Below are 19529 nucleotides of genomic sequence, written 5' to 3'. Positions count from 1 at the left end.
TGCAGTTCCTGGATGCGGGCGAGACCATCACCCTGTCGTTCGACGTGACGGGCAGCGACGGCGAGACCAGTGACAACGGCACCATCACCATCACCGTCAATGGTGCCGCCGATACACCAGCCTTTACAGATGCGCCAGATGTGGAAGGAACCGTCGACGAGAACAATCTGGTAGCGGATGATGTTCACGGAGGCGGCTGTGACCCAGCAGAAGGGCCTATTGTTACCTCTGGCAGTTTCTCGGTCCAGGATCTGGATGGCGATGCCTTATTTATCTCTTTTGTGAGTTTTGTTGCATCCGACCAGAGTATTGGCAGCGATAGTTTTGGTGCAGGTGACACGGTAACCATCTCTGCTGTTTCCGGTACCTTCACAATTACAGGCACTAGCACTGTCGAAAATGACGACGGTTCTTTGACGACAACTTTCTTCTGGCAATATGAACTTGAGAATCCGGCGTTCGATGTGCCCGGTGTTGATGAGATAGAGCAGTTTAACGTGATTGTCTCGGATGGGACAAATGATGTCACCTTAACTACCGTCGCAACGATTGTACTCACAGATTCGCTTCCCGTTGGAGCGGTAGGTAATGAGACAGTCAATAATGAAATAACGACGGTATCCGGTGACCTAGGCATTTGCTTCGGTGCGGATGATCTATTAGCCGATCCATTTGATGCAGCAGTAACGGCCGTGAACCCGACCAGTATCCCGGCGGGATTCACCGCCACCTTAATCGATACCAGCGGGGGAGCCTTTACATACAGCATCACCTCGGATGATCCGAGTGATCAAGCTGAGTTCGTCTTGGTAGTCAATGCAGACGGCACCTATGAGTTCTCGATTGTCAGTCCATTAGAGGGAACGACGATCGAACAAACGTTGGTGGGCTTGACGCCAGGTGGCCCAATTCCTTCCTTAGTGCTAAATCTGGGAACGAGTGGTTTGCAAGCCACCTTCAGCAATTTTGAGGACAAAGGCGGCATAAATTCCTCTGGCCAAGGCATGGGGGTTGGAAACAATCTAGTCAATACCGGCGAACTCCTTGATATCAGCTTTGATAATCCCGATACGCCGGGTGCTGAGCCGATCTTCCAGATTCTTTTTGATATTCAAAAACTTTCAGTTGGCGAGGTCGTCACTTGGTCGGTGACACTGGCCACAGGTGAAGTAATAACCGGTACTTATACTGCAGCTAATGTCGTGGACAATCCGGCAACACCGGAGAATGAAGCCATTACTTGGGGTGAAAACTCGACCGTTGCCGATTTCGATCTGCTTCTTGCTGCTTTTCTCCAGGGTACTTTGCTATCCAGTGATATCCCGCAAGGCGGCCTGACGAGCCCTGAGTATCAGCTATTACTTTACGACATGATCGGGACTACCGGATTCGACGAGATTTCCCTCGGGGCCGGTACGAGTACGGACTATCGATTGCTCTCGATGGAGATCAGAGAGACATTCAGCGCCGAGGACACCGCGTTCTCTTTTGATGTCGTGGCTAGTGACAATGATGGCGACAGTGTGACCTCTCCCCTCACCTTTGTCATAAATGCAGACGGCGATCCGGTTGCCACTATTCTGGGGCAAGCAGTCGACGATCCTCTGACTTTGGACGTTGATGAAAGCGCAAATACGTTAGTCGGTAGTGAATTGGGCGATATCATCTTAGGACTCGCGGGTGATGATATCCTTTATGGTCGAGGCGGTGCGGACCAAATTTTTGGTGGTAACGGCGCAGACGTGATCATTGGAGGCCCTGGCGATGATCAAATTTATACCGGTGAAAATATCACGCCTATTCTGAACGATCTTAGCAACGATACGATCGTAATTGGCCCTGGAGACGGCCTAGATACAATTTATGGGTTTGATATCAGTGGTAGCAGTTCAACACCTGGAACAGGTGATATTCTGGATTTGGGTGAATTGTTTAGCGGTGGGGACGAAATTTTAAGTCTGCTGTTTGGTGACCTTACGGGCGACAGCATTGATGATGTTGAGGTTTCTGTAAATGGAACCCCGGTCGCTATTCTTGACGGCGCCACATTATTTGACGGCGCGGGCGCGGCTGATTTAGTTGCGTTGCAAATCGACCCAACTGAAATCGAGAATTCCATTGTGACCAGCACGCTGGTTTAGCAGTGTATAGTGTTCGGTAAGAAAAGCAGGTCCACAAAGAATGAAGTTCCCTCGCTTGCGCGGTCTCTATACCCAGATTTTGGGTCGGCGAAGCGCAGGTTATGCGAGGCTTGCGGCCGTCGTGCTTTTGTTCATCGTCATGGTTGCGCGCCTAATCGATCCATTGCCGCTGGAAACCCTAAGGCTCAAAACCTTTGATTTCTATGCTCGTATGTTTCCACGGGCTCAGTCGGCCCAGCCAATAGCGATCGTCGATTTAGACGAGGAATCCTTGGCGCGCCATGGGCAATGGCCATGGCCTCGAACGCTCGTCTCTGATTTGCTGCTGGGATTACGCGATTCTGGTGCCGTCGCGGTCGCGTTCGATATTGTGTTTGCAGAACCAGACCGTCTTTCCCCGGGACTTTATGCAAGCACCTTCCCGCGGATTGATCCCGGACTGCGGTCAGCACTTCAGGAACTGCCAAGCAACGACAGTATCCTCGCTGAAACTATGAGGAAATTCCCCACGGTTTTGGGCCAATCAGGATATTACCGAGAATTGATTCGCCCTGATTCCACGCCACTTAAGACCATTCCGATTGCTTTTCTGGGTGACGAACCGTCACGTTTCCTCATCGAGTTCCCAGACGTCGTCAGGAACATTGCAACGCTGGAATCAGCGGCAGCGGGAATAGGAATGTTCACACTACTCCCGGAGCAGGACGGCATTGTGCGCCGTGTCCCGGCACTCATGCGATACGGCGATGTGTTGATGCCATCACTCTCCGTAGAGTTACTGCGCGTTGTAACCGGTGGGGCTCCGCTTGTGGTTCGCACCGACAGTGCGGGTATCAATTCCTTGAGCATTGCCAAGTTGCGCATTCCAACCGACGGTAACGGTCGCATCTGGGTTCACTATGCCAAGCACGATCCGAGCTTCTATATATCTGCAAAAAACGTACTCGATAGAACGGTTCCGACGAAGAAGCTGGCGGGAAAATTAATCTTGATCGGCACATCTGCCACCGGCCTTTTTGATATCAAGGCGACGCCGCTCGATAGTGCGATGCCAGGGGTCGAAGTGCATGCGCAGCTACTCCAAACGATGCTGACTGGAGACTTCCTCGTTAGGCCAAACTACGCGTTAGGCGCCGAACTTTTTTTAACCGCGATGCTCAGCATTATAATGATAGTGCTGGTACCAATTATCGGCGCCAAAATGGCCTTTGGTCTTGGCGCAGGACTTGCCATTACAACTTTCGCAACCTCTGTTTATCTCTATGCACAGGAGGGGCTCCTACTTTCACCCTCATATCCCCTTCTCAGTAGTTTGATGATTTATAGCGTTCTGGTGTTTCACAATTACATCAGCGAGGAAACCGAAAGGCGCTATGTTCGGTCCGCATTTGGTCAGTACCTTTCACCAGACCTTGTAGAGCAACTCGCCCAAGACCCCCAAAAGCTTATTCTGGGTGGTCAAGTTAGAGAGATGACCGTGTTCTTTAGCGATGTACGCGGGTTCACGACTATATCTGAAAGTTACAAGGCAGACCCTGCCGGCCTAACGCGTCTGATGAATAGGATTCTGACGCCGATCACCCATGATATCCTTAGTCAACGCGGCACCATTGATAAGTATATTGGTGATGCGGTCATGGCTTTCTGGAATGCACCTATTGATGATGCGGAACATGCTGAAAATGCTTGCCGCGCCGCTCTGTCAGCACTCGAGAGTGTCGAGAAACTCAACCTGGAACGAGAGCAAGAAGCTGCAGTGTTCAGCCAACCGTTTCTTCCACTGCGCATAGGAATCGGAATTAACAGTGGCAACTGCCTCGTTGGGAATCTGGGATCAGACATGCGATTTGATTATTCGGTGATGGGCGATACCGTGAATGTCGCATCTCGCCTAGAAGGTCTGACAAAGCTTTATGGTGTCGCCGTAGTAATCGGAGCGAGGACTCGAACACTCTGTGCGGCAGATCTTGCGTTCATGGAAATTGATTTCATAAAGGTGAAAGGCAAAACAGAGCCTGAACGTATATATGCGCTACTTGGCGCCGAATCCCTCGCACGAGACCAAAAGTTCCAAGACCTAGCCAAAGCTACGGAAGGTTTTCTTGTAGCCTTCAGAAACCGACAGTGGGATGAGGCCGAGGCCTTGTTGACGCGTGCAAAGTCTTTGTCATCGCCGCATGAACTCGCCAGCTTTTTCGAACTTTATGCCGGACGAATTTCGGAACTGCGGCAGTCGCCGCCACCAGAGGATTGGGATGGCTCAATCGTGTCTCTTGAGAAGTGACTTTCTGCAGACTCATAAAATCTGAGAAATGGTTTTTGTCAGTTTTTCTGGTGCCGCAACCATTGGCATATGTCCGGCATCGATCTGAAGAATTGGGTCGCAGTTTGCAGTCTGCGCCATTTTTCGTTGTAGGGTAGGTCCAATAGCGCGGTCCTTGGTGCATACAACATAAGACGAAGCAATCGGTGTGGACGGCCCTTGCCTAGAAACCTGTTTGAAATCGGCCGTTGGCTGAGGTTGCGCCTGAGAGGCTAGTTTGTTGGCAAGGTCTTGGGGTAGATCGTGGAAAAGTATGTAGGCGGCACCTTTGGCGTCGATAGTGACAAAACCCTGTTTCGACGTGGAACTGCGAACTGTAGGAACTATTGATTCATTATCTAGACGAGCGAGATCGGCAACCGATTGTCCTGATTGGGGTAGGTAGGCGGCGACGTAAACTACTTTGTCTATGAGGTTTGGCCAGCGTGCTAGTACCTCTGCTGCGAAAATACCACCCAAACTGTGAGCGACAATAATTGCCCCCTGCCCTTCAGATTTCCTGACAGCATCTCCAAGCCGTTGAACTCTCTCTTCAAATGAACCAATGGTTGGCCTCAGGTCGACGGCTTCCACCGGTTGGCCGACTCGCCGGGAAAGCAATTTAGGGAATTCGCCCCAGATCTCTGGGCCGTAATATGCGCCATGGAGCAAGAAAATCATGCGGTCGTCTGTTTGGACGCGATGCTTAGCTCATATTCTGCCAATACGGCATCGGTCGAACCAAAGGCTTTCAGTTCCCCGTGATCCAGCCAAATAATCGAGCTGCAGAAGCGGCGCAGCAAAGCAGAACTATGTGATGCAAGTACCAAAGTCCCAGCATCTTCTATCAAACGCCGAACCCGTTCTTGTGCCTTGTTTTGAAAAGAGCGGTCGCCTGCCCCAAAGACCTCGTCGATAAGCAGAATATCGGGATCCAATGCCGTTGCGATGGCGAATCCCAGACGCACGGACATTCCAGATGAATAAGTCCTCAAAGGGAGATCGATAAAATCTTCCAACTCGGAAAAAGCGGCTATCTCAGGAAGCAGCGTTTCGATTTGCGCGCTCGACATGCCAAGCAAATGTCCGGCTAGCCTGATATTCTCTCGTCCGGTTGCGCGCTCGTTGAGCCCAATCCGGTTTGTAAACAACGTAGATAATCGACCCTCCACGGCTAACGTACCGGCACTGGGTTGGTAAATGCCTGCTATAAGGCGTAGGAGCGTCGATTTACCCGCGCCATTGCGACCGATGATCCCGACTCTATCGCCATGATTAAGTTCAAAGCTAATGCTATCAAGAGCGCGCACTTGACCGCGCGAGCCAATCAAGCGTGTCAGTCGCCCTCCGACAGATCTCGACCCTCCCCGTTCGGTTTCTTGAACCTTGTCGCCTAACAACGGAAGATCAAGACTTACCGCTGTTGCTCTGATTGCTGGTTTACTAGGCTTCACGGGCACTAAATCCAAAACACAATGAAACGCCTGGTTCGCCCATAGACCAGCACAGAAAGCAGCAATCCGCACACGGTAAAGGCAAAAACAATCTGCCAAGCTAGAAGAGATGGAGAATTCCCCAAAAGCGGTTCCCGTACAATCTCTAAGAAATAGGTAAAGGGATTGTAACGGGCTATCAGGGAGCGTGTTGGGTCATTGCCGACAGACCAGAATACCGGGGTTAAGAAGAACAAAAGACGTGTGGCTGCATCAACGGCAAATTGAAAATCCCTGAACCGGGAGGCAATGATGGCGAACAGCAAAGCAGTCCATAGCCCATTGACCATTACCAGCAGGATGCCAGGGATGAAGTAAAACGTCTCACTCCCGATCGGTGTTCCGAGAACAATCAACAGAACCATTAGGATAGGGAGATTGGTAGCCCATTTTATGGTTTGGAATGCGAGTCGACGATAAAGATGCAAACTCAGAGGGTTCGGTATACTGAGGATAAGAACCCGATTTTGTTCGAATACGACTGTGCCGCTAGTCATGAAAGACTGGAAGAGAGACCAAAACACAACGCCAATGGCGATGTATTCCAGGCTGGCGTTTCCACGGTTTCCGCCAAAGATAAGCCAAAGTCCGGTGATCCACGCAGCGATGTGAAGCGGCTGCCAAAAAGGCCCTACGACGGTTCGCCGGAACCCTGAAACAAAGTCATAGTAGGCAAGAGTTGTCCAGCTGCGCCAGCGGCGCGCGCCCTCTATCAAGTCGCCTAAAGCAGCTTTTTGCTCAAATTCACGTTCAGCCAAATCGGGCACTTCCTAAAAAATTGGAGCCAAGTTCGACCATCGAGAGTTTATTGGCTAGATACCGACAAAGGGCAAATCCTTTTCCCACACAATCTCGTCGTTCGTATTCATAAATAAATAACTGTTGAACTTTTCTGCATGAGAGTGGATTGACTCAACACGGCCATCAGGCGCTAAGTAAGGACGCTCATGATGGGCACGGGGACGTCCTGGCGGAAGAAGGTGGAACACCCCTCCGCGAGGCTGGGTTTATCTATCGATCAAGAAACTTTGCAACGGGAGGATTACTCTTGAAACGCGCAATTCTTGCAGCTTCGATTGGTGTATTGGCTAGCTTAGCGTTGGCCAACGGTTCTGAAGCTAAGACCCTCGTTTACTGTTCTGAAGGCAGTCCTGAGGGTTTCAATCCGTCGCTCTACACTGCGGGAACGACCTTTGATGCATCCTCTCGCCAGATCTATAATCGACTGGTCGAGTTCGAACGCGGAACGACAAAGATCATTCCGGCTCTTGCTGAGTCGTGGGATGTCTCGGATGATGGCACAACCTATACGTTCCATCTTCGCAAAGGCGTGAAATTCCAAACTACAGCCGCCTTCACCCCGACTCGCGATTTCAATACGGACGACGTTGTGTTCAGTTTTGAGCGCCAACGCGATCCAAACCACCCCTACCATCAGGTCTCCGGCGGGCAGTATGAGTACTTCCAATCAATGGACATGCCGAACCTGATCAAGGAAGTGAAGAAGGTTGACGATCACACAGTTCAATTCATCTTGAACCAGCCTGAAGCACCCTTCATCGCAAACCTTGGAATGGACTTTGCATCGATCATGTCGGCGGAATACGCCGACCAGATGTCAAAAGCAGGCACACCGGACCAGGTGGACTTGAACCCAGTTGGAACAGGTCCTTTCCAACTTGTGGCCTATCAGAAGGACGCGGTCATCCGATACAAGGCCAACCCAGATTACTGGGCTGGCAAGGCCGCCATTGATGACCTGATCTTCGCGATTACCCCGGATGCCTCTGTCCGCTGGCAGAAGCTGCAGGCCGGTGAATGCCACGTGATGCCCTATCCAAACCCGGCCGATTTGGACGCAATGTCCAAGAATGCAGATATCAATCTGTTGCAGCAGGAAGGTTTGAACGTCGGATACCTAGCTTTCAATACGGAGAAAGCACCCTATACCGACAAGCGGGTTCGTCAGGCGCTGAACATGGCGGTCAACAAGCAAGCAATCATTGACGTGGTTTTCCAGGGTGCCGGCAAGGCAGCCAAGAACCCGATCCCGCCGACGATCTGGTCGTACAATGATGCCGTGCAGGATTATCCATATGATCCGGCCAAGGCTAAGGCGCTTCTTGCGGAGGCTGGTGTCACCAGTTTGAAAACCAACATCTGGGCCATGCCGGTTCAGCGCCCCTACAATCCAAACGCTCGGCGTATGGCAGAGTTGGTCCAGGCCGACTGGGCAAAAGTTGGCGTAGAGGCTGAAATTGTCTCCTTTGAGTGGGGCGAGTATCTCAAGCGTTCCAAGCTTGGCGAGCATGAGACCGTGCTTTTGGGTTGGACGGGTGACAATGGTGACCCTGATAACTTCCTCTATGTCTTGCTTGGCTGCGAAGCTGCGAAAGACAGCGCCAACCGCGCACGTTGGTGCCACAAGCCTTTCGATGATCTGCTTGTCGCAGCAAAACGGACTGCAGATGTGGCCGAGCGTACGCGTCTCTACGAAGAAGCTCAGGTTATATTCAAGGACGAGGCACCTTGGATCACGGTGGCTCACTCGGTCGTCTTTAAGCCGGTCCGCAAAGAGGTCAAGAATTTCAAAATTGACCCCTTCGGCGGCCATGTTTTCTACGGCGTGGACATCGCGGAGTAAGCGAGGTTCCTGTCGACGGACGTTGGGACGGGTGACTATCGTTGCCCGTCCCTTCATGCTTTCGGTGACCTGATGTTTCAATTTTTTCTCAAGCGTCTAGCCATGCTGGTGCCGACATTTATCGGCGTAACCATGATTGCATTCGGGCTAATTCGGTTAATTCCCGGGGACCCAATTGAACTTCTATCCGGAGAGCGTGGAATAGACCCCGCGCGGCACGCCGAGTTAATGAAGCAATTTGGGTTCGACCGACCTCTCTATCAGCAGTACATAGATTTCTTCGTTGGTGTCCTACAAGGCGATCTTGGAAACTCAATCGTGACCAAGAAGCCGGTAGTTGCAGAGTTCCTTACGCTTTTCCCGGCAACGCTGGAGCTATCACTATGCGCTATCATTTTTGCCGTGGTGATAGGTCTTCCGATTGGTGTGATTGCCGCCGTGCGGCGTGGAACTGCATTCGACCACACGACTATGGGTTTTGCCCTGACAGGCTATTCGATGCCCATCTTCTGGTGGGGAATTCTACTAATCATGCTGTTTTCGACACAGCTCGGTGTAACCCCGGTTTCCGGGCGATCCGATCTAATTCGGTTCTATTATGAAAACCCCACTGGCATAATGTTGATCGACGCGGCGCTTTCCGGACAGAAAGGCGCTTTTGCCGATGCCCTGCATCATCTTGTCCTTCCAACTGTGGTGTTAGGCACCATCCCCTTGGCCGTGATCGCACGCCAAACTCGCTCAGCGATGCTCAATGTGCTTGGAGAAGACTATGTGCGAACAGCGCGAGCCAAGGGTTTGTCGCCTTATCGGATTATAGGCCTTCACGCGTTGCGCAACGCCTTGATTACCGTAGTGACGGTAATTGGACTGCAGGTTGGCGTTTTACTGGCTGGTGCAATCCTCACCGAGACGATTTTTGCATGGCCGGGAATTGGGAAGTGGATGGTCGATTCGATTAGTCGACGCGACTACCCTTCGGTGCAGGGCGGACTTCTGATGATCGCCAGTTTGGTCATGGTGGTCAACTTGATCGTGGATCTCCTATACGGGTTGATCAATCCACGTATCCGGCATGCGAGGTGACGTCATGACCGAGCAAGGACAAAGCATGGCTGCAGAAACCGCAATTGCCGATCCACAGATCGAGCAAAAGCCTGTTCACCCTATCAAAGAGTTCTGGTTCTACTTCAAGGAAAACAACGGTGCCGTTGCTGGCTTGGGCTTTGTGGTTCTGTTGATTTTCACTGCAATATTTGCAGACGTTATTGCCCCGCATGATCCGATTGAGCAGTACAGACAATTTGCCCAACGTCCGCCTGCTTGGGTAGATGGTGGGAGCTGGCAGTTCATCCTTGGGACGGACGCCACAGGACGCGATATCCTTTCGCGGATTATTCACGGCTCACGTTACTCCCTGCAGATAGGCTCGATTGTGGTGGTCATCTGCCTGAGCGCTGGAATTTGCATCGGTCTTGTCGTTGCGTTTGCTAAAGGCATAGCCGATGCGATTGTTATGCGAGTTATGGATGTTATTCTGGCAGTGCCTAGCTTGCTGCTGGCACTCGTCGTGGTCGCTATCATTGGGCCAGGACTAGAAAATGTCATGATCGCCGTTGCCGTTGTGTACGTACCGCACTTCGTGCGTCTGACGCGCGCCGCGGCGATGTCGGAATTATCGCGCGACTATGTCACAGCGAGCCGCGTTGTCGGGGCTGGAACGTTCCGTTTGATGTTCAATGCAGTTCTTCCAAATTGCATGGCTCCACTCATTGTCCAAGCAACCCTGGCGTTTTCAACGGCAATATTGGATGCGGCCGCGCTTGGTTTTCTTGGTTTGGGTGCGCAACCACCAATTCCGGAGTGGGGTACGATGCTGGCTGATTCTCGGGAGTTCATAACCAGTGCTTGGTGGATCGTTACTTTCCCAGGACTTGCCATTCTTGTCACTGTTCTGGCCATAAACCTTATGGGCGACGGTTTGCGTGATGCGCTGGATCCGCGACTTAAGCGCAGCTAAGGAGATTTAGGTATGGCATTGCTCGAAGTCCGGAATCTGACTGTCCAATTTCCAACGAGCCGAGGCCCTTTCAAGGCTGTCGACGGGATTGATCTGACTGTCGATGGAAAAGAGATACTTGGTGTCGTTGGAGAGTCAGGCTCGGGAAAATCGGTGACTATGCTGGCAACGATGGGTCTTCTGCCGCCGTTGGCTAAAGTGACAGCGGATCGACTCAATTTTGGTGGCGTCGATTTGTTGGAAATTGGAGCCAGGCAAAGACGCGCCATCGTGGGCAAGGATCTGGCCATGATTTTCCAGGAGCCAATGACCAGTCTCAATCCATGCTTCACGATTGGCTATCAAATTGGAGAGGCTCTCAAAACCCACATGAAGATGGATAGGGCTGCGCGACGACATCGAACGATCGAGTTGCTGGATCTGGTTGGAATTCCAGATCCGGAGGGACGCATAGATAATTTTCCGCATCAAATGTCCGGCGGCATGAACCAACGTGTCATGATTGCAATGGCGATTTCCTGCAATCCAAAACTGCTTATCGCGGATGAACCGACGACTGCCTTGGATGTAACGATCCAGGCCCAGATACTGGATCTTCTGGTTCGCCTTCAAAAGGAAAGCGGTATGGGGCTTGTCCTCATCACGCATGATATGGGTGTGGTTGCCGAGACGGCACACAAGATTGCCGTGATGTACGCGGGCCAGCAAGTTGAAGAACAAGGCGTGGAAGGCTTGTTCAATCGTCCGTTCCATCCCTATACCGCTGCATTGTTAGATGCTTTACCCGAACGGTCGTTAGGCACAAAAAGGCTTCCGACCATCCCTGGTGTTGTGCCGGGTGCGGGTGATCGACCATCGGGTTGCCTCTTTAGCCCTCGATGCCGATTCGTAAGTGACAGGTGTATTCGTGAGGTGCCGCAGCTGGCAGTTGATGATCAAACGAAAGTTCGTTGCTTTAACCCGCTAGGAAAAGTTGAGGCTTCGGGGCGGCAAGCCGACAGTGAGGTTTCCGCATGACATCCCCTATCCTACAAGCTCGAAATCTTGCCAAGCACTACCAGGTTAAGCGTGGTTTCATGAAAGGCTCAGCTATCGTCAAGGCCGTGGCGAGCGCGTCTTTTGAACTCTTTCCAGGACGAACATTGGCCGTGGTCGGTGAGTCCGGTTGCGGTAAATCGTCTTTGGCACGTTTGGTGACGCTTATTGAAACGCCAACAGCGGGCTCTTTGCTTATAGATGGCGAGGATGTCAGTAAGGCAACAAAGGATCATTTACGGCGACTGCGCCAGGATGTGCAAATCGTCTTCCAAGATCCTTATGGATCGCTAAACCCACGAAAAAAAATCGGTGCAATACTAGAAGAACCCCTGATTATTAATACTAGAATGGGGGCGGAGGAGCGGAGAAAGCAGGCTCAAGAGATGCTGGCTAAAGTCGGTCTGCGTCCCGAGCACTACAGCCGGTACCCGCACATGTTCTCCGGCGGTCAGCGCCAGCGCATTGCAATAGCGCGCGCTTTGATGTTGCGGCCGCGGATTTTGGTGGCAGACGAGCCCGTGTCAGCCCTTGATGTTTCGGTACAGGCGCAGGTCTTGAACCTTCTGATGGATCTGCAGGAAGAATTCGACCTAGCCTATCTGTTCATCTCCCACGACTTAAGTGTCGTGCGGCATCTCGCGGATGATGTGATGGTCATGTATCTGGGAAATGTGGTGGAGGAAGGAAAGCGGAATACGATTTTTGAAAACACCACACATCCCTACTCGCGGGCTCTCCTGGCGTCGACACCTGCCGTTAATCCCGCACATCGCCATGCACGGGTGCCCTTACGGGGTGAACTCCCCTCACCCCTCAATCCACCGCCAGGTTGTGCTTTCCACCGGCGTTGCCCCTACGCAACTTCGATTTGTTCGCAGGAACAACCTCAATTGGAGCAGATAGCCGATCATGCGGTCGCTTGCCATCATGCTGCGCTGGTATTGGAAAATAAGGCGCCTCTAAAGGAAGAAGCTGGTGTTGTTTGAGATTACTAGCGATTGAGCCTACCGTCCGGTTTGAACGCATGGAACACGAAGGCGAAAGTCAGATCATAAGCAACTTCGACACCGTCGCGCATCGCTGTAATTTGACCAATATCCTGGCCGTCAGCGATACGGCGACTATCCAACGCTGAGTTCATGCCGGGTTTCCATTCAAGAACCAAGTTGTCGGCGTTGATCGTGCCTGCTTTTTTCAGACTATCTAAGCTCCAAGCCTCTTCACCTACGACAACCACGTAAGCCATGGGCGCAATTCCTTTAGGGTATCCGCCACGATAGAGGAAAGGCACGGATGCGCTATCGTACCCACTGTAAGGGTTGGCGCCGTAAGGTCTAAGGTCCGGGTTTTCTGGCACCAGGACCAACCCGTCCGGGCGGCGTTTCTTGAAGCTACCATAGGATTCTAATCTTGCCGGCAGCACAGCGAGTTGCTTGCCCGTAAGGTCGCCGACGATCGCTTCTCCCAAAAACTGTTGCCACCAGCTTTCGGTCTGCCTGTCATACATTACGAGATCGGAGTGGCGAAGTTTCCCTGTCGTGCCGAAGTCCAATACTTTCCCGTCGATACGACGATCAAAAACAATCGCTGCGTTGCAGAGAGGGCAATAGGTCACAGCTACAGGTATCTCACCAATCGTATCATTGACGATCTCATGCCAGGTAAGAACCCGTAGTGGATAGGCCTTTGCCTCTCCGTTGACGATTAATCCGATTACCGGTTCCGTTTCGGCGATGCCTTCGATTTCCGCTTGCGGTTTGAACTTAGGGTCGTCGATGGCAGGGATGCCATCTTTCGGCGGCCCACCGGATATCACCTCGCCCAAATCAATCGAGGTTTTGGTGAAGTCGGTATCGGGCCACTCATACGACCATGACGATGGGTCGTTCTGAGCAGCGGCTGCGCTAATTCCTGCTGTCGAAAGGAACACGAAGGCAAAAAAAGCTCTTGCTACTCTTTTCATGCCATCAGACTGTCGTTCGCAGCATTCACGCACAAATCAAATACTTGCGATGCCTTGTCAAAACCAAGCTTGCATCGAAGCAGTCATTGCTCACACTGTGAAAACTAAATCGGTTTAGGTTTTTTGCATCCAAGAATTGCTGCGTTTGGTGTGTAGCAATCAAGATCATTGGCGAGGGGACAAAATGCAATACAAGAACCTTGGTAAGTCGGGACTCAAGGTTTCCAGGATTTGTTTGGGAACAATGATGTTCGGTGACCAAACAGAATTTGCAGAAGCGCGGGATATTGTCTCGGATGCGCGTCAGGCAGGGATAAACTTTATCGATACAGCCGACGTATATAGCAGGGGCAAGTCCGAAGAGATGGTAGGCCGGTTGATCGGCGAAGATAGACAAAATTGGGTTCTGGCGACCAAAGTCGGGAACCCTATGGAGCCAAAAGACCCACTCAGCGGCGGCTTAACTCGGCGATGGGTGCATCAGGCGGTTCGCGATAGCTTGGAACGATTGGGAACCCGCTGGATTGATGTTTACTATTTGCACTGTCCTGATGCGGATACCCCCATCATGGAGACGCTCTCAGCGCTTAAAGAATTGTTGGATGCAGGCCTCATCCGCTATTGGGCTCTGTCGAATTTCCGGGCGTGGCAAATTGCCGAAGCGTTCGCTGCCGCGAGTGTTCTGCGAATGCCGCCGCCAGTTGCCTGCCAGCCTTACTACAATGCAATGAATCGGATGCCCGAGGTGGAAGTACTCCCCGCTTGCGCACACTTCGGTATTGGCGTGGTTCCCTACAGCCCATTGGCACGGGGTGTTCTAACTGGAAAATACGATCCGGCTGCAACTGCGCCTTCTGACACTCGGGCCGGACGTGGAGACAAGAGAATGCTGGAATCGGAGTTCAGAAAGGAATCAATGGAGATCGCCCAGGAGATCAAGAAATACGCCGAGACGCAAGGAACCACTCCAGTTGCCTGGGCGTGTGCTTGGTTGCTCGCCAATCGCACAGTATCTTCAATCCTGGCCGGGCCGCGAACCTTTTCGCAATGGCAAGGATACAAGGAAGCGCTGGACTACGAGTGGAAAACAGCCGATGAGGCTTTTCTCGACGCAAGAGTTCCTGCTGGCCATCCGTCCACTCCCGGCTTCACAGACCCGCGTTATCCCCTGACCGGTCGGCCGGTCTGATGCCAAGGACAGAAAATAATGCAGAACAAGAAAGAGCTTAAGATCGCCGTCATGCCAGGTGATGGAATCGGTTTGGAAGTAACGCCGGTTTGCGTGGAGCTTCTACAGAAAATTGTCCAGGGTATGGATTCCGTATCGCTCGCATTCGAAGAATTTCCTTCAGGTGCCGCGTGCTACCGGGACACTGGTGAGTCGCTTCCGGCACGCACTTTGGAACGCGCGCGCGAATCTGATGCAATCTTGCTGGGGGCGATGGGGTTGCCGGACGTTCGCTACCCTGACGGCACGGAGATTGTGCCTCAAATTGAAATTCGAGAGATACTTGGCCTTTTTGCCGGCGTTCGCCCAATCCGACCGTTGCCGGGACTACCCGTGCCGCTGGCAAGTCCGAGTACAGCAGAAATAGACTTCGTATTGATACGAGAACAGACGGAAGGACTGTTTGCCGAACGAGGCAAGACGTTGTTCGAGCGCCCAGAGCGTGCCACAGATGTCCTGCGAATCACGCGTGAAGGATCAGAACGGCTCTTTCGCTTCAGTTTTGACCTTGCATGTGAAAGAAAAGCCGCTGGGTTTCCGGGCAAAGTGACCCTTATTGATAAGGCGAACGTCCTTGGAACAATGGCATTTTTCCGTGAAATCTTCGACGAAGTCGCTGAGGATTATCCAGGTATCGTCACGGAGCGCTGTTATGTGGATGCCATGGCCATGAACATGGTGAAGAGACCATGGGATTATGACGTGATGGTTTCCGAAAATATGTTTGGCGATATCCTTTCGGATCTGGCCGCGGCTTTGGTAGGCGGACTGGGAGTCGCCCCTTCAGCGGATATTGGAGCAGATAATGCAGTGTTCCAGCCTTGTCATGGGACGGCGCCGGATATTATGGGGACAGGCAAGGCAAACCCAACAGCGATGATTCTTTCGGGTGCCATGATGTTGGAATGGTTGGGAAACCGCCACCGTCTTCCAGAGCTGAGCACGGCGGGGCGTCAGCTCCATCAAGCTGTCGACCGGGCATTTGCTGATGGAGCTCTGTTACCTTTTGAATTTGGCGGACAATGTGGCACTCAAGCGATCGCCGATCGCGTTGCGCAGGAACTTGATGCGCTCCGTTCTTAATTACCTCTTCCTATCCGCCCTCGTTAAGTCAGACGGAGACGACTCATGACGAACAAGCAAAAGATCCTCGTTGGAAGAAAGCTTCCAGACGCTATCGAGGCGAAGCTGTCGCGTGACTATTTGCCCCTGTTCAACAGTGACGATCACGTCTTTTCACCCGATGAGCTCATTGCCAAATCACAAGGAATGGACGCCATTCTCGCTTGCCATTCAGAACCTCTAAACGCCGAGGTGATCGCCCTGTTGCCTGACACTGTTCGGTTGATCGCAAACTTTTCGGTTGGCGTAGATCACGTCGATCTGAACGCAGCAAAAGCGCGAGGAATAGTTGTTACAAACACCCCGGACGTACTTTCTGATGCGACCGCGGAGATTGCTATTCTTTGCATGCTTGGCGCGGCTCGGCGCGCTAGTGAAGGCGAGCGATTGGTGCGGTCTGGACATTGGAACTCTTGGAGCCCTGCCTTCATGGTGGGCACACAGATTACGGGTAAACGTATAGGCATTGTGGGTATGGGACGGGTTGGCCAGGTGTTGGCGCAGCGTGCGTCGGGGTTTGGGATGAAGATACACTATCACAACCGCCGCCCTCTGCCGAGTATAACCGGGTTCAACGCCACGTTTCACCCGCAGTTGGAGGAAATGCTTCCGCTGTGTGATGTCCTATCTCTCAATTGTCCAGCCACCCCAGAAACGCGCGGACTGCTAAATCGCGCACGGATAGATTTGCTGCCGGAAGGCGCAATTGTGGTCAACACCGCGCGCGGTGCGCTTGTCGACGACGAGGCACTGATTGCGGCCCTTAAAATCGGAAAAGTTGGGGCTGCCGGACTTGATGTGTTCAACGATGAGCCAAACCTTCATCCTGGTTATCGTGAGCTGGATAACACCTTCCTATTGCCACACATCGGTAGCGCGACGCGGGAAACGCGGGACGCAATGGGCTATCGCGCGCTCGAGAATATAGAAGCTTTTTTCTCAGGAAAGGAACCGGTCGATCGCGTAGCCTAATGCTTATATTGCTTTAGGATTACTGATCGCAACACGTGCAGTCGTCTCTTCCATCAAGACGCTGTAGAGGTCTGGTGTAAGCGCTGTATTATCGCTGCGCAGCTTGGCTACCACAGCAGCATCATCGCTAAACCCGAGCACCTCCAACCCCTTTCGCCGATGGTTGTGAACTGCGTTTGCTTGCTTCAGTTCGCGTAGCGCAATACCTAGAGCATTGGCGATCATGAGCATTTTGTAGCGCTCACGCTGTTCACTTTGCGGGATGATCTCTTCACTTAAGGTTCGTTGCGCTTCAACAATGAGTGCTAAAGCGTCTGGGCGATCTTCTGACACGTAGACCCCTTTCCTACTCGCAGACCCTACGGGCGCGTCATCCGAAGAATCTGCAACTCCAGCTCCGCAGCGATGCGGCCAGTAAGCGCTAGCTCAAGCGATAGCTCTTCCCCGCGGTGGTGCCGCGCACCTTGCTGTAATGCGATAACGGCCCAGCGTATGTGGGCCATAATCTCCCAAAATCGTACCACGCCGTCGTCCACAACGGTCCCGGTTTCGTCTTGATAGCCCTGATAAAAAGCTGCTCGGCTTGAAATTCCACCTGCCTCCAGGTCCGGCCTCCCGAAACGCCAACAAGCCGCACAAAACCAACCTAAATCGCTATTCGGGTCACCCCAGGCTGCGAACTCCCAATCCAGAATGGCAACCAAGCCATGATGATCGAGCAGTAAATTGCCGGTCCTGAAATCTTGGTGAATTAGCACCGGTTGTGATCGATCCTCTGGAGCATTTTGCAAACACCACGACATGCCCCACTCCAGTGCTGGACGGGCCTCATCCAGCCGGTCCAGAAAAGTCCTATAATCTTCTATGGCCGTAGCAACCGGACCAGCGCTTGGAAGTGGAAGAAAACACAGATCGTTGCGAGGCGGGCGGATGCTGTGGATGCACCCGAGCTCGCGGCCCAACCTATAGCCGAGTTGCTCTCGATCTCCACCAATTGACCTGTCTTTCACAACCTTTGGTCCCAAGGCAATACCTTGAAGGAAAGGCATAAGATAGAAGGGCCTACCTATGACCTCTAAATCATTACAAAGCAGTAGTGGCTTCGGTACGGTGACGCCGGCGTCTTCGGCGGCCTTCAGCAACGCAAACTCCTGGGCACGTCCGTGGCTCACGTCCAGCGCTGATAGAGAGTCAGTACGAAGAACCAGATCTTGCTTGCCGTTAATCGAACCGCCGTCAAAAACCGTTGTAAGCTTCCAGTTTTCCTGAATGGCTCCGCCCGATAAACGTGACAAGGCTTCGATCCTCACGCTTCTCGCCCCGGTGGCACCGGCAAGATATTCAGCAAGTGACTCTCGACGGTTTGGTAGATCGTCGGTTTGTAAGTTTATTGCCATCCCCAGAAATCGGTCCCCTCTTGCATTAGAAAACGACTCAGGACCATCCGATGCACTTCCGACGCGCCGTCAACCAATCTCGCCTGGCGTGCGTAGCGATACATCCACTCAAGTGGTGTGTCTTTAGAATATCCCCGCGCGCCGCATAGCTGGATAGCTGTGTCGACAGCCTGGTGCAGAGCGTCAGCCACTTGAATTTTGGCCATGGATACTTCCTTGCGGGCAAAATCACCCTGATCAAGTTTCCAAGCCGCTTTCATTGTGAGCAACCGGCCAATCTCAATCTGCATGGCAGCGCTACCAAGCAAATTCTGAATACTTTCCCGGTCCGCCAAACGTTGCCCGAAGGATTCCCGTTTCTCAACGTAGGTGGTGGCGATTTCCATCGCCCGACGCGCCATTCCAAGCCACCGCATGCAGTGTGTCAGGCGCGCTGTTCCTAACCGAATTTGGGTAACCTTTAGGCCGTCACCAATCCCCATCAATCTATTTTCGTCTGGGATCTCCAAGCCATCGAAAAGAAGTTCGCAATGTCCACCATGTTCCTCAGGACCCATGATTGGGATTCGCCGCACGATCTCCCACCCTGGCTGATCTCTGTCGAAAAGGAATGCTGTCAGGCCTTTGCGTGGATCATCCGAAGTTTTGGCAATCAGGATGAAATGCTGTGCGACACCTGCCCCCGTTATGAACCATTTGCGTCCCTTGACGATCCAGCGTTTGCCGTCACGAACGGCCGTGGTTTTCATGAGGGTGGGGTCAGAACCGGCGCCGGGCATTGGTTCTGTCATTGCAAACGCAGAGCGAACTTCACCATCTATGATAGGTTGCAACCAACGTTTTTGCTGATCCTCTCGTGCAATTTTCTGGAGCAGGATCATGTTACCGTCGTCGGGCGCTGCAGCGTTGAAACATATCGGGCCAAATATTGATCGCCCCATTTCCTCATAACAGGCGGCCATTCCTATCATTGAGAGACCCTGGCCACCTCGGTTAATGGGCATTTGCGGTGCCCAAAGACCGGCGGTTCGAACTTCCTGGCGTAATGTCTCAAGAACACCTAAGCGGATATTCTCATGCTCGTCGTAGTTTGCGGAATCCCCTTCCAGGGGTATGACCCGCTCCTCAACGAAACCACGTATTGCAGTCCGCAGGCTCTCATCTTCAGGGCCCAGCTTGAAGTCCATCTTGGTACTATCCTTTTATCGC

At 52.5% G+C, this 19529-nt stretch carries 17 protein-coding genes; 10 read left to right on the top strand and 7 right to left on the bottom strand.

Annotated features, from left to right (window positions below; genetic code table 11):
- The coding region (locus ABIE63_RS12690; RefSeq protein ID WP_354504879.1) for a VCBS domain-containing protein at window positions 1–2141 on the top strand (2141 nt) is incomplete at its 5' end.
- 127 nt (window positions 2142–2268) lie between these two features.
- Window positions 2269–4425: an adenylate/guanylate cyclase domain-containing protein gene (locus ABIE63_RS12685; RefSeq protein ID WP_354504877.1), complete on the top strand. Its 2157-nt coding sequence runs from the start codon at window positions 2269–2271 to the stop codon at window positions 4423–4425.
- Between the two features lie 12 nt (window positions 4426–4437).
- Here ABIE63_RS12685 and ABIE63_RS12680 read toward each other — a convergent pair whose 3' ends face one another.
- From ABIE63_RS12680 to ABIE63_RS12670, 3 genes are read right to left on the bottom strand one after another with little or no spacing between them, the layout of a single operon-like run.
- Entirely contained in the window at window positions 4438–5124 is a 687-nt protein-coding gene (locus ABIE63_RS12680) for an alpha/beta hydrolase (RefSeq protein ID WP_354504876.1), read from the bottom strand.
- Entirely contained in the window at window positions 5121–5969 is an 849-nt protein-coding gene (locus ABIE63_RS12675; RefSeq protein ID WP_354504874.1) for an ABC transporter ATP-binding protein, read from the bottom strand. The genes ABIE63_RS12680 and ABIE63_RS12675 overlap by 4 nt, the downstream gene beginning before the upstream one ends.
- Window positions 5903–6694, bottom strand: a complete 792-nt coding sequence (locus ABIE63_RS12670; protein WP_354504872.1) for an ABC transporter permease — start codon at window positions 6692–6694, stop codon at window positions 5903–5905. The genes ABIE63_RS12675 and ABIE63_RS12670 overlap by 67 nt, the downstream gene beginning before the upstream one ends.
- 290 nt (window positions 6695–6984) lie before the next feature.
- Here ABIE63_RS12670 and ABIE63_RS12665 point away from each other — a divergent pair, with 290 nt between their 5' ends.
- The 5 genes from ABIE63_RS12665 to ABIE63_RS12645 all read left to right on the top strand — a co-directional run bounded on the left by ABIE63_RS12665 (window position 6985) and on the right by ABIE63_RS12645 (window position 12624).
- Window positions 6985–8580, top strand: coding sequence for an ABC transporter substrate-binding protein (locus ABIE63_RS12665; RefSeq protein ID WP_354504870.1), 1596 nt, complete (start codon window positions 6985–6987; stop codon window positions 8578–8580).
- 72 nt (window positions 8581–8652) lie between these two features.
- On the top strand, window positions 8653–9666 hold the full coding sequence (locus tag ABIE63_RS12660) for an ABC transporter permease subunit (RefSeq protein WP_183416439.1): 1014 nt from the start codon (window positions 8653–8655) through the stop codon (window positions 9664–9666).
- A 25-nt stretch (window positions 9667–9691) separates the two neighbouring features.
- Window positions 9692–10600 carry an ABC transporter permease subunit gene (locus ABIE63_RS12655; protein ID WP_354504884.1) on the top strand — a complete coding sequence of 303 codons (909 nt, stop codon included), beginning with the start codon at window positions 9692–9694 and terminating at the stop codon, window positions 10598–10600.
- A gap of 12 nt (window positions 10601–10612) precedes the next feature.
- Entirely contained in the window at window positions 10613–11617 is a 1005-nt protein-coding gene (locus ABIE63_RS12650; RefSeq protein WP_183416437.1) for an ABC transporter ATP-binding protein, read from the top strand.
- On the top strand, window positions 11614–12624 hold the full coding sequence (locus ABIE63_RS12645) for a peptide ABC transporter ATP-binding protein (protein WP_354504869.1): 1011 nt from the start codon (window positions 11614–11616) through the stop codon (window positions 12622–12624). The genes ABIE63_RS12650 and ABIE63_RS12645 overlap by 4 nt, the downstream gene beginning before the upstream one ends.
- 5 nt (window positions 12625–12629) lie before the next feature.
- On the opposite strand, the gene ABIE63_RS12640 is transcribed toward ABIE63_RS12645, so the two are convergent.
- Window positions 12630–13601 carry a DUF3179 domain-containing protein gene (locus ABIE63_RS12640; protein WP_354504867.1) on the bottom strand — a complete coding sequence of 324 codons (972 nt, stop codon included), beginning with the start codon at window positions 13599–13601 and terminating at the stop codon, window positions 12630–12632.
- A 184-nt stretch (window positions 13602–13785) separates the two neighbouring features.
- Here ABIE63_RS12640 and ABIE63_RS12635 point away from each other — a divergent pair, with 184 nt between their 5' ends.
- Genes ABIE63_RS12635 through ABIE63_RS12625 form a run of 3 tightly spaced genes read left to right on the top strand, consistent with a single transcriptional unit; the run spans window position 13786 to window position 16923 of the window.
- Complete coding sequence (locus tag ABIE63_RS12635; protein WP_354504865.1) at window positions 13786–14790, top strand: aldo/keto reductase; 1005 nt, start codon at window positions 13786–13788, stop codon at window positions 14788–14790.
- Between the two features lie 18 nt (window positions 14791–14808).
- Window positions 14809–15912 (top strand): isocitrate/isopropylmalate dehydrogenase family protein, encoded by a 1104-nt coding sequence (locus ABIE63_RS12630; RefSeq protein ID WP_354504863.1) that lies wholly within the window; start codon window positions 14809–14811, stop codon window positions 15910–15912.
- A gap of 45 nt (window positions 15913–15957) precedes the next feature.
- On the top strand, window positions 15958–16923 hold the full coding sequence (locus ABIE63_RS12625) for a D-glycerate dehydrogenase (protein ID WP_354504861.1): 966 nt from the start codon (window positions 15958–15960) through the stop codon (window positions 16921–16923).
- 3 nt (window positions 16924–16926) lie between these two features.
- Here ABIE63_RS12625 and ABIE63_RS12620 read toward each other — a convergent pair whose 3' ends face one another.
- The 3 genes from ABIE63_RS12620 to ABIE63_RS12610 all read right to left on the bottom strand — a co-directional run bounded on the left by ABIE63_RS12620 (window position 16927) and on the right by ABIE63_RS12610 (window position 19507).
- The gene (locus ABIE63_RS12620) at window positions 16927–17256 is read right to left on the bottom strand and encodes a DUF6285 domain-containing protein (protein WP_354504860.1); all 330 of its coding nucleotides are present in this window, start codon (window positions 17254–17256) and stop codon (window positions 16927–16929) included.
- 26 nt (window positions 17257–17282) lie between these two features.
- Window positions 17283–18233 carry a phosphotransferase family protein gene (locus ABIE63_RS12615; protein ID WP_354504858.1) on the bottom strand — a complete coding sequence of 317 codons (951 nt, stop codon included), beginning with the start codon at window positions 18231–18233 and terminating at the stop codon, window positions 17283–17285.
- A 77-nt stretch (window positions 18234–18310) separates the two neighbouring features.
- A complete protein-coding gene (locus ABIE63_RS12610) occupies window positions 18311–19507 on the bottom strand; it encodes an acyl-CoA dehydrogenase family protein (protein ID WP_354504856.1) in 1197 nt (398 codons plus the stop codon).
- Window positions 19508–19529: the final 22 nt, after the last annotated feature.

This window comes from Limibacillus sp. MBR-115, from assembly GCF_040549425.1.
In the GTDB taxonomy this organism is placed as follows: domain Bacteria; phylum Pseudomonadota; class Alphaproteobacteria; order Kiloniellales; family CECT-8803; genus Limibacillus; species Limibacillus halophilus.
The sequence above is the reverse complement of the archived record's forward strand: the minus strand, read 5'-3'. Positions and strand labels throughout refer to the sequence as shown.